The 12721-nt window shown below is 71.2% G+C and carries 13 protein-coding genes; 10 read left to right on the forward strand and 3 right to left on the reverse strand.

Going from position 1 to position 12721, the window contains the following annotated elements; genetic code table 11:
- Positions 1–92: 92 nt before the first annotated feature.
- From HOQ23_RS03760 to HOQ23_RS03770, 3 genes are all read left to right on the forward strand, one after another.
- Positions 93–419 carry a plasmid stabilization protein gene (locus tag HOQ23_RS03760; RefSeq protein ID WP_172211979.1) on the forward strand — a complete coding sequence of 109 codons (327 nt, stop codon included), beginning with the start codon at positions 93–95 and terminating at the stop codon, positions 417–419.
- A 98-nt stretch (positions 420–517) separates the two neighbouring features.
- Complete coding sequence (locus HOQ23_RS03765; RefSeq protein ID WP_172211981.1) at positions 518–1264, forward strand: pyrimidine reductase family protein; 747 nt, start codon at positions 518–520, stop codon at positions 1262–1264.
- Entirely contained in the window at positions 1257–1799 is a 543-nt protein-coding gene (locus HOQ23_RS03770; RefSeq protein ID WP_172211983.1) for a flavin reductase family protein, read from the forward strand. Before HOQ23_RS03765 ends, HOQ23_RS03770 begins: the two co-directional genes overlap by 8 nt.
- A gap of 75 nt (positions 1800–1874) precedes the next feature.
- Here the strand turns inward: HOQ23_RS03770 and HOQ23_RS03775 are convergent, their stop codons facing one another.
- A complete protein-coding gene (locus HOQ23_RS03775) occupies positions 1875–2768 on the reverse strand; it encodes a crotonase/enoyl-CoA hydratase family protein (protein ID WP_253945134.1) in 894 nt (297 codons plus the stop codon).
- Positions 2765–4015 carry an LCP family protein gene (locus HOQ23_RS03780; RefSeq protein ID WP_172211985.1) on the reverse strand — a complete coding sequence of 417 codons (1251 nt, stop codon included), beginning with the start codon at positions 4013–4015 and terminating at the stop codon, positions 2765–2767. The genes HOQ23_RS03775 and HOQ23_RS03780 overlap by 4 nt, the downstream gene beginning before the upstream one ends.
- A gap of 23 nt (positions 4016–4038) precedes the next feature.
- Here HOQ23_RS03780 and HOQ23_RS03785 point away from each other — a divergent pair, with 23 nt between their 5' ends.
- The 7 genes from HOQ23_RS03785 (at position 4039) to HOQ23_RS03815 (ending at position 11084) form a co-directional block, all read left to right on the forward strand.
- Positions 4039–4560: an acyl-CoA thioesterase gene (locus HOQ23_RS03785; protein ID WP_172211987.1), complete on the forward strand. Its 522-nt coding sequence runs from the start codon at positions 4039–4041 to the stop codon at positions 4558–4560.
- Positions 4561–4828: 268 nt separating this feature from the next.
- Entirely contained in the window at positions 4829–6247 is a 1419-nt protein-coding gene (locus HOQ23_RS03790; RefSeq protein ID WP_367650357.1) for an LCP family protein, read from the forward strand.
- Positions 6248–6271: 24 nt separating this feature from the next.
- Complete coding sequence (locus tag HOQ23_RS20750) at positions 6272–7237, forward strand: glycosyltransferase (RefSeq protein ID WP_172211991.1); 966 nt, start codon at positions 6272–6274, stop codon at positions 7235–7237.
- Positions 7234–8139 (forward strand): glycosyltransferase family 2 protein, encoded by a 906-nt coding sequence (locus HOQ23_RS03800; RefSeq protein WP_172211993.1) that lies wholly within the window; start codon positions 7234–7236, stop codon positions 8137–8139. Before HOQ23_RS20750 ends, HOQ23_RS03800 begins: the two co-directional genes overlap by 4 nt.
- A 50-nt stretch (positions 8140–8189) precedes the next feature.
- Positions 8190–9368: a UDP-galactopyranose mutase gene (glf, locus tag HOQ23_RS03805; protein ID WP_172211995.1), complete on the forward strand. Its 1179-nt coding sequence runs from the start codon at positions 8190–8192 to the stop codon at positions 9366–9368.
- Complete coding sequence (locus HOQ23_RS03810) at positions 9361–10302, forward strand: ABC transporter permease (RefSeq protein WP_172211997.1); 942 nt, start codon at positions 9361–9363, stop codon at positions 10300–10302. Before glf ends, HOQ23_RS03810 begins: the two co-directional genes overlap by 8 nt.
- Entirely contained in the window at positions 10302–11084 is a 783-nt protein-coding gene (locus tag HOQ23_RS03815) for an ABC transporter ATP-binding protein (protein ID WP_172212000.1), read from the forward strand. The genes HOQ23_RS03810 and HOQ23_RS03815 overlap by 1 nt, the downstream gene beginning before the upstream one ends.
- 232 nt (positions 11085–11316) lie before the next feature.
- Here HOQ23_RS03815 and HOQ23_RS03820 read toward each other — a convergent pair whose 3' ends face one another.
- Entirely contained in the window at positions 11317–12675 is a 1359-nt protein-coding gene (locus HOQ23_RS03820; protein ID WP_172212001.1) for a phospholipase D-like domain-containing protein, read from the reverse strand.
- Positions 12676–12721 lie beyond the last annotated feature (46 nt).

Raw genomic sequence — 12721 nt, forward strand, 5'->3', positions numbered from 1 at the left:
TGTGAGGTGTGGACGCCGGGCTCGGGGTACCGGACGGGCGCCCGCGGGCCCCGCGGGCAGCTGCGAGGACCGATCGAGTCAGGGAGGGTCCGATGCCCCAGCAGGGCTGGAGCGCGAAGCGCGAGCGCCAGTACGAGCACGTCAAGGACGGCCTCACGGACCGCGGCCGCTCCGAGGAGCAGGCCGCCGAGATCGCGGCCCGCACGGTCAACAAGGAGCGGGCCCGCGCAGGGGAGTCCGAGCAGGCCAGCCGCACCTCGACCGAGGACATCTCCTCGGGACGCCGCGGCGGGCTGAGGTCGCACCGCGGCGCGGGCGGGCGCACCAAGGCGCAGCTGTACGCCGAGGCGCGCGCCCAGGGGATCGAGGGCCGCTCCACGATGAGCAAGGCCGAGCTGGAGCGCGCGGTCGGGCGATGAGCCGCGCGCCGCACCGGCGGCCGGGGTCACGGTGTGCCGGCCGGCGGGGCTGGGCACTGGCGCGCGTGTCCACCGCCCCCGAGCGTCCCGAGGTTCCCATGCACCTGCTCCGACCCGGCGAGGAGCTGGGCGACCTGCTCACGCCGTACGCCGACGTCGATCGCCGCCGCCCGGACCGGGCGTGGGTGATGGCCAACATGGTCGGCACCCTGAGCGGCTCGGCGGCCGTGGGCGGCAAGGTCGGGGAGCTGTCGGAGGGCCCGGACGCCCGGCTCTTCGTGGACATGCGCTCGCTGGCCGACGTGGTCCTCGTCGGCGCGGAGACGGTACGCCGGGAGGGCTACGGGCCGGTGCGGCTGCGCGAGCAGCTGGTCGAGGCCCGCCGGGACCAGGGGCGCCCGGACACCCCGGGCGTCGCGGTCGTCAGCCGCTCGCTGGAGCTTGACTGGGAGCGCCCGGTCTTCGCCGACGCCCCCGAGGGGCGCCGCACGATCGTGCTCACCTGCGAGGCCGCCGACCCCGCCCGGGTCGCCCGCGCCCGCGAGGTCGCCGACGTCGTGGTGGCGGGGGAGCAGACGGTCGACCCGGCACTCGCCGTCGCCGCCCTGACCGAGCGCGGCCACCGCGTGGTGCTCTGCGAGGGCGGTCCGCGCTGGCTCGGTGAGCTGGTCGCGCACGACCGCCTCGACGAGCTCTGCCTCACCGTCGCCCCGCTGCTCGGCGGCGACCTGCTGCCGGTGTCGATCGCCCCGCCGGACAGCCCGCTGCGCCGCTTCGCGCTGCGCCACGCGATCGCCGCGGACGACACGTTGTTCCTTCGCTACGAGAGGCCGACCGATGCCTGAGCAGGACCCGTTCTCCGCGATCATGTCCTCGATCGACACCCCGCTGATCGTGGTGACGACCGGCAACGAGACCGATGGCGTGCGCGAGTGGGGCGGCTGCCTGGTCGGGTTCCACGCGCAGTCCAGCATCGAGCCGGAGCGCTACTGCGTGTGGCTGTCCAAGGCCAACCACACCGCCCGGGTCGCGCAGCGCTCCACGCACCTCGCGCTGCACTTCCTCACCGCCGACGACCTCGCGCTGGCCGAGCGGTTCGGCACGCTGACCGGCGACCGCGACGACAAGTTCGCCGGGCTGCGCACCGAGACCGGGCCCGGCGGGCTGCCCGTGCTCCTCGACTGCCCGCACCGCGTCGTCGTACGCCGTACCAGCCTGCTCGACGAGGGCGGCGACCACCTGTGCCTCGCGACCGAGCCGGTCTCGGCGGCCAGCGGGGGCCGGTTCACCCCGCTCCGGCTCTCCGACGCCGACCACCTGACGCCGGGCCACGAGGCCGAGGAGCGGCACTCCCCGCCCACCGAGCGCGCCGCCGGCTGAGCACTGCTCTCCGGGGTCTCGACCGGCTCGAGCAACGGGCGGGGTCGACCGACGGGCGCGACCGGGCGCCCGCGGTCAGCCGAAGACGCGCGGGAGGTCGGTGGCGCGGCCGGTGAAGCGTGGGGTGCGCTTCTCGCGGAAGGCGGCCACGCCCTCCTTGCCGTCGCCGATCGAGGTCCAGAACATCGCCAGCGAGTCCGACAGGTGCGCCTCGAGCGGGTCGGCGGCGGCGCTGTTGCGGTACAGCAGCTGCTTGGCCAGCCCGAGCGCGACCGGGGAGCGGTCGACGACGAACGACCGGGCCAGCGCCTGGGCGGCGGGGAGCAGGTCGTCGGGCTCGTGCACCGAGCGGACCAGCCGGCCCGCGAGCGCCGCGTCGGCGTCCAGGATCTCGGCGGAGTAGACCCACTCCAGGGCCTGCTGGATGCCGACGATGCGCGGCAGGAACCAGCTCGAGCACGCCTCGGGCACGATGCCGAGCCGGCCGAAGACGAAGCCGATCCGCGCCCGGGTCGAGACCAGCCGCAGGTCCATCGCCAGGGTCATCGTGGCGCCGATGCCCACGGCGGCGCCGTTGATCGCGGCGATCACCGGCTTGGGCAGCGCGTGGATCGCCAGCGTGACGCGGCCGCCGGTGTCGCGCACCCCGTCGTGGTACGGCGCCTCGGTGAGGTGGGCGCGCAGGTCCGCCGGGGTGGGCTCGACGGTCTCGTCGAGGCCGAAGACGTTGCCCTCGGCGCCGAGGTCCATCCCGGCGCAGAACGCCCGGCCGGCTCCCGTGACGACGACGGCACGGACCGCGTCGTCGCGGGCGTCGACGAGGAAGAAGCGCTCCAGCTCGCGCGCCATCGTCAGGTCGAAGGCGTTGAGTGCGTCGGGGCGGTGCAGGGTCAAGGTGGCGACGCCGTGCTCGTCGAGCTCGCAGCGCAGCGTCTCGTAGTCGGCGCCCATCGGGCCGCCCGGGCTCATCCGGTCACCTGCTGGGGCAGGCCGGTCGGCGTGCACAGGTCCTTGCCGATGTCGTCGGTGCGGTCCTCGATGATCGCCTCGAACATCCGCTGCGAGCGCTCCTCGTCCCAGTTCACCGCGAGGTCGCGGATCGGGACGGTGCAGGTCATGCCGGCCGACCCCTCCACCCGGGTCATCGCCAGCGCCCAGCGGGCGGCGTCGATCGGGCCGGTGCCGTCGCCGAAGACGAAGAATCCGGGCACCGAGTGGGCCAGGCGCCAGTAGCGCACCGGGTTCAGGAAGGTCCACGGCGAGAGCACCTTGTCGCCGACCGCGGCGACCACCTCGCGCTGGTGGCGGACCCGGGTGATGTCGCCGTACTGAGGGTCGGTCTTGCGGGAGCGGGCGAAGCCGAGCGCGGTCTGGCCGTCGGCCTGCTGGCAGCCCTTGTCGATGTCGAGCTTGGCCTGCGGGTCCTTCATCGGAAAGGTCGGGCAGATCTCGATCCCGCCGACCGCGTCGACCACGCCGGCCAGGCCGCCCATGCCGATCTCGACGTACTCGTCGATGCGGATGCCGGTGGCGTTCTCGATGGTGCGCACCAGTCCGGGGGCGCCGTCGTAGGCGAAGGCGGCGTTGATTTTCGTGGTGCCGTGACCGGGGACCTCGACGATCGAGTCGCGAGGGATCGAGATCAGCACGTTCGGGCCGTCGCCGGTGTGCAGCAGCATGATCGTGTCGGTGCGCTGGCCGGCGCCGCCGCCGGTGCCGAGCTGGCGGCGCTCCTCCTCGGACAGGTCGTCGCGCGAGTCGCTGCCGACCATGAGGTACGTCGTGCCGGGCTGCTGCGGCGGGCGCTCGCCGTCGGGCTCCCACGGCACCGACTCGACCTCGGTCCAGGCGTAGATCGGCACCGCCACGAGGTAGACCACCCAGGCGAGGACCAGCAGGAGCAGGTAGCGCGGCCGGAAGCGCAGCCGCCGCCCGCGCGAGCCGGAGCGGGCCGGCGGTGCGGGGGCGGGCGCCGGTGCGGGCGGCCGCTCCGAGGTGCGTGCGCGGGAGCCGGACCGGGACCCGGTCTGGCCGCCGCCCGCGTCGGGGCGCGGCTGCACGGGCAGCACACGGGTCTCGTCGGGGCGGGGCTGCCGGGGGACCGGCCGGGTCGCGTCAGGGTCGGCGGAGGGGTCGTTGCCGCGCTGCGCGCCGTAGAGCCAGCCATACTCCGGGGTGCCCTCCCCGGAGCCGTCGTTCCGGGGACGGTCTGCCATGGCGCCGACGCTACCGTGCTCCTATGCCACCAGAAGCCGCGGACCGCACCCCGTCCTTCGCCCGCGTGTCGCTCGCCATGATGACCTCGGGTCGCGAGGCGAACCTGCTGGGCAACGTGCACGGCGGCGAGATCGTCAAGCTCGCCGACTCCACCGCGGGTGCGGTGGCGCAGCGGCACAGCGGCGGTCCCGCGGTGACCGCGGCGCTGGACTCCATGGCGTTCCTGCGTCCCGTGCACGTCGGAGACATCGTGCGGACCTTCGCCCAGGTGAACTGGGCGGGCAGCTCCTCGATGGAGATCGGCGTGCGCATCGAGACCCAGCCGTGGGACGACCCGTCGGTGGCGCCGCTGCACGTCGCCTCGGCGTACTTCGTCTTCGTCGCGATCGACGAGAACGGCCGCGCGCGGCGGGTGCCCGGGTTGCGCCCGGAGACGCCGGACGAGGTGCGCCGCCACCGGGAGGCGCAGATCCGCCGGGCGTCCCGCCTGGCGCGCAAGCGCGAGATCGACTCCGGCCGCGCGGGCGGTCCGCTGACCCCCTGAGTCGCGGACCGGCAGCACCCGGGCGTCGACCCGGGTGGGGGCCGACAGGGTGGTCCTTCGGCGCGTCGCGCCGGGCGGTGACTCCTGGGACTGGTGATACTGGACGGACGTCCTCGCCCCGGCGGGGACAGCACCACCGCTGATCCTTCCCCGTCAGTTCTCCACCTAGCTCATGAAAGGCATCTCGATGCCGCCCGTCACTTCCCCCGGGTCGCACGACGCCGCAGACGCAGCCAGCCGTGCCAGCACGCAGGAGCGTGCGTCGCGCGTGCGCTTCCGCCGTGCCGTCGCGCTGATGGTCATGACCCTGCTCGTGCCGGGGTCCGCGCAGCTGCTGCACGGCAACCGTCGCGTCGGCCTGATCGCCATCCGGGTGTGGCTCGGTTCGATCCTCGCCCTGGTGCTGATCGCGCTCGCCTCGCTGGTGCGCCACCAGGTCGCCTTCCAGCTGGCCTCCGACGCCAACTTCCTTCTGCTGCTGCGGCTGTTCCTGATGGCGGGCGCGGTGGGTTGGGCGGTGCTGTTCATGGACGCCTGGCGCATCGGGCAGCCGCTCACGCTCGGGCTGGTCCAGCGCCGCGCGGCGATCGGGGTCAACGGGTTCCTCTCGCTCGCGGTCGCGGGCGTGCTGCTCTTCGGCTCCCACCTGGTCGGCGTCCAGCGCGACCTGATGGTGACGATGTTCAACGCGACCGAGGTCAAGGGCGCCCACGACGGGCGCTTCAACATCGCGCTCTTCGGCGGCGACGCCGGCGCCGGGCGCTGGGGACTGCGCCCGGACTCGATCAACGTCGCCTCGGTCGACGCCAGCACCGGGCGCACCGTGCTGATCAGCCTGCCGCGCAACCTGCAGGACTTCCCGTTCGCGCCCGGGTCGGTGATGGACGAGCAGTTCCCCGAGGGCTTCGACTGCGACGGTTGCTACCTCAACGGCGTCAGCACCTGGGCCCAGGACAACCCCGAGCTCTTCGGCGACTCCGAGAACCCCGGCATCGACGCCACCCTGATGGCGATCGAGGGGGTCACCGGGCTGGAGATGAACTACTGGGCGATGGCCAACCTCGAGGGGTTCAAGGACCTCGTGGACGCGGTCGGCGGCATCACCCTCAACGTGCGCGAGCCGATCCCGGTCGGCGGCCTCGGCGACGACGTCACCGGCTACCTCGAGCCCGGCGTGCGCAAGCTCGACGGCTTCGAGACGCTCTGGTACGCCCGGGCCCGGGAGGGCTCGGACGACTACTCGCGCATGGCGAGGCAGAAGTGTGTGCTCAACGCGATGCTCGGCCAGGTCAGCCCGCAGACGGCGGTCACCAACTTCGGCTCCATCGCCGAGGCCTCCAGCGACATGGTCTCGACCAACCTGCCCGCCTCCCAGGTCGGGCGCTTCGTCGAGCTCGCGCTCAAGGCCAAGGGGCAGAAGATGTCGACGGTCTCCCTGGTGCCGCCGCTGATCAACACCGCCGACCCCGACATCGAGCTGATGCACCGCAAGGTCGCCGAGGCGATCGCCAAGGCCGAGGGCACCTTCAAGGCGCCGGAGAAGGCCGCGGTCAGCGCCGGCGGTACGACGGGGGGCTCCTCCGGTGCCGGGGCCGGCACCAGCTCGCCGGTGACCGGCGGCTCGCTCGGCTCGCTGTCGGAGGGCTACCTGGCCAACCAGGCCGACGACCTGGGCAGTGCCTGCTGATCCGGCGCACCTAGGGTGGGCGCCGTGAGCGCGTCCGAGCAGTCCCGCGTCCCCGCGCCCCCACGGGTGGTGGCGGTGGTCGTCACCTACAACCGGCTCGGCCTGCTCCAGCGGCTGCTCGAGCGTCTCGACACCGTGCCCGGCCTGGCCGAGGTGGTGGTGGTCGACAACGCCTCGAGCGACGGCACGGGGGAGTGGCTGGCCGCGCTGGACGACCGCGAGGCGCCCGACGAGCACCGCACGGTGCCGGTGCTCGCCCGCACCCTCGCACGCAACCGCGGCGGGGCCGGCGGCTTCCACGTCGGCCTGCTCGACGCGGTCGAGCGGGGCGCGGACCTGGTCTGGCTGATGGACGACGACGGCATCCCGGAGCCCGGGTGCCTGGAGGCGCTGCTGGCCCACACCGGCGAGCTCGACTTCTGGGGGCCGGCGGTGCTCGACGAGCAGGACCCCGACCGGCTCTGCTTCCCGATCCGGCTCCCGGGCGGCACCCGGGTGGTGCGCGCGATGTCGGAGGTGGAGGCCGCGGCCCGCGACGGCCTGATCGCCGACGTGGTGATCCCGTTCAACGGCGTGCTCGTCACCCGTGAGCTGGTGGAGCGGATCGGCTCGGTGCGCGAGGACTTCTTCATCTGGGGCGACGACGTGGAGTACCTGTGGCGCGCCCGCGCGGCCGGCGCCCGGATCGCCACGGTCACCGCCGCGCGGTTCCTGCACCCCGCCGCCGACGACCTCGGCACGCCGATGATGGGCGGGCGCACGACGTACAACCACAGCCCGAGCGACCTCAAGCACTACTGCATGGCCCGCAACAACCTGGTCAACCTGCGCGACTACCACGGCTGGCCGCACGCGCTGGCCTTCGTGGCCAAGACGCTGTGGTTCTACACCGTCACCCGGCCGCAGCCGGCGCGGCTGGCGCTGAGCGCCCGCGCCATGCTCGCGGGCCTGCGCGGCGACTTCACCGGCCACGAGAGGTACCTGGCGTGAGCGAGACCGTGGCCGTCGTGGTCGTCACCTACAACCGCGCCGACCTGCTGCGCGGCATGCTCGCCGGGCTGGCCGCGCTCGAGCGCGCCCCCGACGCGGTGGTGGTCGTGGACAACGCCAGCACCGACCACACCGCGCAGGTGCTGGCCGAGGCCGACCTGCCAGGTCTCCAGGTCGTGCGCAGCGAGGAGAACCTCGGCGGCGCCGGCGGCTTCCACCTCGGCGTGCGCACGGCGTACGAGCAGGGCTTCGACCGGGTCTGGCTGATGGACGACGACGTCGTCCCGGCCCCCGACTGCCTGACGGTGCTGATGGAGCTCGACGAGGACTGCCTGATGGCGGTGCGCGAGGACCGCCAGGGCCGGCTGTGCGAGAAGGCCGCGACCCGCTTCGACCTGTCCAACCCGCTGGCGATCAAGCCCAAGACGGGCATGGTGGAGACCGACTTCGGCACCCGCGCCGCGATGCCGCCGCTGGTGGAGCTGGAGAACGTCGCCTTCGAGGGCTTCATGGCCCGGCGCCGGGTGATCGACGCGATCGGCCTGCCCGACCCGTCGTACTTCATCTTCTACGACGACGTGGACTACGCCGTCCGGGCCCGCGCCGCCGGGTTCCGGATCTGGGCGGTGCGCGACGCGGTGCTCGTGCGCCAGCTCGACTTCGACCAGCAGCACGACCTGGCCGGGTGGAAGGGCTACTACATGTACCGCAACCTGTTCGTGGTCCACCTGCGTTACGGCACCAACCCCGCCGTCCGTCTCAAGCCGTGGCTGATCACCGCGATGGTGGTGCTGCTGAGCCCGCTTCGCGGGCGCCGCGCGGAGGCGCGCAACGTGATCCGGGCCATGAGGGCCGCCCGGGGCATGCGTGCCGTCCCGGCCCGAGCCCGGCCCGGTGGCTAGACTCACCCAGTTCGTCCCGCCCTGATCCTTCCCGTTCCAGGAGCAGCACCTTGTCCGTCACCCCCGACCTCGTCGTCGTCGGCTCCGGCTTCTTCGGCCTCACCATCGCCGAGCGCTGTGCCACCGAGCTCGACTTGAAGGTCCTCGTCCTCGAGCGCCGTCACCACATCGGTGGCAACGCCTACAGCGAGTTCGACGAGGAGACCGGGATCGAGGTGCACAAGTACGGCACCCACCTGTTCCACACCTCGAACAAGCGGGTGTGGGAGTACGTGAACCGGTTCACCGACTTCACCAACTACCAGCACCGGGTGTTCGCGAAGTTCCAGGGGCAGGTCTACTCCTTCCCGATGAACCTCGCGCTCATCAACCAGTTCTTCGGCAAGTCCCACACGCCCGACGAGGCGCGTGCGCTGATCGCCGAGCAGGCCAGCGAGATCGCCACCGAGGACGCGAAGAACCTCGAGGAGAAGGCGATCAGCCTGATCGGGCGCCCGCTCTACGAGGCGTTCGTCAAGGGCTACACCGCGAAGCAGTGGCAGACCGACCCCACCGAGCTGAGCGCGGACATCATCACCCGCCTCCCGGTGCGCTACACCTTCGACAACCGCTACTTCAACGACGACTTCGAGGGCCTGCCGGTCGACGGCTACACCGCGTGGCTGGAGCGGATGGCCGACCACCCCAACATCGAGGTCCGCCTCGACACCGACTTCTTCGACGTGGCCGAGGAGTACAAGGGCAAGGTCCCGATCGTCTACACCGGCCCGGTCGACGAGTACTTCGACAACTGCGAGGGCCGCCTCTCCTGGCGCACCATCGACCTCGAGGCCGAGACCGTCGACGTCGACGACTACCAGGGCACCGGCGTGGTCAACGCCAACGACCAGGAGGTCCCGTGGACCCGGGTGCTGGAGTTCAAGCACCTGCACCCCGAGCGCACCTACCTGCCCGGCAAGACGATCGTGGTCCACGAGTACAGCCGCTTCGCCGAGGAGGGCGACGAGCCGTACTACCCGGTGAACACCGCCGCGGACCGCGAGAAGCTGCTGAAGTACCGCGAGCTGGCCAAGAAGGAGCCGATGGTGCTGTTCGGCGGCCGCCTGGGGACCTACAAGTACCTCGACATGCACATGGCGATCGGGTCGGCGCTCTCGATGTTCGACAACCGCCTGCGCCCGCACTTCGTGGAGGGTGCACCCTTGAGCAGTGGCGGAGTTGATGAGTGACACCGAGCGCGCCGAGCGACGCCGGGACCGACGCGAGTCCCGGCGCCAGGAGCGTGTGAAGCAGCGCGAGCCGCGGTTCGTCGACGCGCCACTGGCGCCTCCCTCGGCCAACAGCGGCCTGCTCGAGGTGTTCCGACGCCGCTACCTGCTGAGCCTGCTGGTGCGCCGCGAGATCAGCGCGCGCTACCAGGGCTCGTTCCTCGGCCTGTTCTGGTCCTACATCCAGCCGGCCACCCGGCTGGCGATGTACTACTTCGTCATCAGCGTCATCCTGGACAAGGGGATCGAGAACTTCGCGATCCACCTGTTCGCGGGCTTGGTGATCGTGCACTACTTCACCGAGACCTTCGGCGCGGGCACGCACTCGATCGTGCGCAACAAGGCACTGGTCAGAAAGATGGCCGTGCCACGGGAGATGTTCCCCGTGGCCTCGATGCTGACCTCGGCCTACCACGTCATCCCCGGCATGGTGCTGCTCGTCTGCTTCTGCGTCGGCCTGGGCTGGCGCCCCGACCCCGTGGGCGTCGCCGCCGTGCTGCTGGGCTTCACGCTGGTGGCGATCTGGGGGACCGGGCTGGCGCTGCTGTTCAGCGCGGCCAACGTGTTCTTCCGCGACTTCAGCAACGTCGTGCAGACGCTGACGCAGTTCACGACGTTCAGCGTGCCGATGATCTACCCCTACTCCATGGTCTCGGAGCGCTTCGGCGAGTACGCCCAGTTCTACCTGTTCAACCCGATGGCCGAGGCCGTGCTGCTGTTCCAGCGCGGCTTCTGGGCCGGGACCACGAAGGACGTGGACGCCACGCTGGTCGAGCACTTCCCGAAGGACCTGTTCCTGATCGGCTTCGCCCACGTCGCGGTGGCCCTGGTCTTCCTCGTGTTCGCCCAGCGCGCCTTCACCCGGCTCGAGAACAAGATTCCGGAGCGCCTCTGATGACCGCCTCCATCGTCGCGGAGAACGTCACCAAGAAGTTCACCATCCGCTACCACCGCAGCATCAAGGAGATCACCATCGCGGCGGCTCGCCGCCAGCCGTTGAGCGAGTCGTTCAACGCGCTCGACAACGTCTCCTTCACCGTCGAGCAGGGCGAGTCGATCGGCCTGATGGGGCTCAACGGCTCCGGCAAGTCGACGCTGCTCAAGCTGGTCAACGGCATCATGCGCCCCGACCAGGGCAAGATGCTGACCCGCGGACGGATCTCCGGGCTGATCGCCACCGGTGCCGGTTTCCACCCCCAGCTCACCGGCCGCGAGAACCTCTACCTCAACGCCGCGATCCTGGGCATGAGCAAGGCCGAGACCGAGCGCAAGCTCGACTCGATCGTCGACTTCGCCGACCTCGGCAAGTTCCTCGACTCGCCGGTCGGCAACTACTCCTCGGGCATGTTCGCCCGGCTCGGCTTCGCGATCGCGATCCACGTCGACTCCGACATCTTCCTGGCCGACGAGGTCCTCGCGGTGGGCGACAAGCCCTTCCGCCAGAAGTGCCTGGAGAAGATGCAGGAGATCCGCGACAGCGGCCGCACCCTCTTCTACGTCAGCCACTCCGCCGCCTCGGTGCGCCGGATGTGCGACCGGGTGCTCGTGCTCGAGAACGGCAAGGTCGGCTTCGACGGCGACGTCGCGGCCGGCATCCGCTACCTCAAGTACGACGACGCCTCCGGCGAGGACCCGGCCGACTCCGAGCTCGAGGACGAGATGGGCGCCGACATCTAGGCCCAGCCCCACCCCTCCCTTCGCCGAGTCGGCTCTTGTGGCGCGGCGAGTCGGCCCTCGTGGTGTGCCGAGTCGGCGCTCGTGGCGACGTACGGCGGGGCGGGCCAGGCGCCGTCGGCGTCCTCCGCCTGCTCTGCCTCGCTCATGCCGGCCAGCATCCGGAGCTCGACAGGCCCCGGAAATGACTCCGGGCCCGTGGAAGACCACGGGCCCGGAGCACGACGGGGAACGGTCAGTCGACCTGCTCCTGCTGCTTCTGCTGCTCGGGCACCGCCGGGCGCCCGACCGACATGTCGGGGGAGAGGCGCGGGTAGAGCCGGCTGCCGATCTGCTTGCTGGCCGGGATCCGGGTGCCGACGCGGCGGCTGCCGGCCTTCACGATGTGGTCCCAGTTGTTCATGTACTGGCGCCACACGTTCTTGCCGGAGATGTTGATGGTGTTCTCGTCGCCGGCGTGCAGGGTGCCCTCGGACCAGTTGGCGGTGCCGGTGTGGACCCGGAACGCCGACTTGTCCTTCCCGTAGTGGCCCTGCACCAGGTAGAACTTGTTGTGCACGCGGACCTCGTACTCCTCGTCCTCGTCGAGGTTGAGGCGGCTGTCCCACAGCTTGATGCGCGGGTTGCGCTTCGTGGCGTCGGTGAGGAACTTGCGCAGCTCGGGGCCCGGGGCGCCGTAGACCATCGACAGGTAGCAGCCGCGGTCGGCGAGCTGCACGAGCTTGCGGGCGATGTTGAAGCCGCGCTTGTTGTACCAGGCGAACATCGCCACGTTGATGACGGTGCGGCCGTTGCGGCCGGCGCCGCCGGTCGCGCCGAAGCACTTGATCTTGTTGAGGTCGGCGATGACGGGGTCACCGCTGCTGCGCTTGGGGAAGAACCGCACGAAGTACGGGCCCACCCGCCAGGCGCGCAGGGACTCGCCGGGCACCGGGCGGTCGCGCGACATCTCCACGTGCACCTGCGCGAAGCGGGCGACCAGCTTGGGACGCCCCTTGATCGTGACCAGGTCGTTCCAGCCCTTCTCCGCACCACCGCGGTTGAGGTTGGAGGAGCTGACCATCACGACGTTCTTCGCGGCGCCGGTGTGGGTGAAGACGTAGAACTTGGAGTGGTTGTTCGCGATCTTCCCGCGACAGCTGGACTGGCAGTACTTCACGAAGCTGCGGTCCTTGCCCCAGCGGCGCAGCGTGCCGTCCTTGAAGGTGCCCTTCACCTTGGGCCGGTTGTCCTTGTTGAAGGCGTTGGCCAGGCGGCGCGACTGGGCGTTGTTGGCGTAGAAGCCGTCGAGGACCATCTGCACCTGCACCCCGCGCTTGTGGGCGCGCAGCAGGTGGTCGACGGAGTCGCGGGCATCCATCAGGTAGGTGGAGATGTAGATCCGCGATCCCTTGCGCGCGTTGGCGACCGCCGCGTCCACGTGGTTGACGATGCGCCACTTCTCGGCGTGGCCGGCGAGCGGGTCGTTGAAGACGCCGCCGCCCTTGGGCTGCCAGCCCTCGGCGTTGGCGGCCTGGGTCGAGGTGCCGACCAGCAGTGCCGGGACCATCACGAGAGCGGTGAGGACCGAGACGAGACGAGACGAGAGCTTCATGAAACCGTTATTCCTTGCTCGCCCCCCACGAGAGGGGCCTGAGGGT

This window comes from Nocardioides sp. zg-DK7169 (genome assembly GCF_013155365.1).
Lineage (GTDB): Bacteria > Actinomycetota > Actinomycetes > Propionibacteriales > Nocardioidaceae > Nocardioides.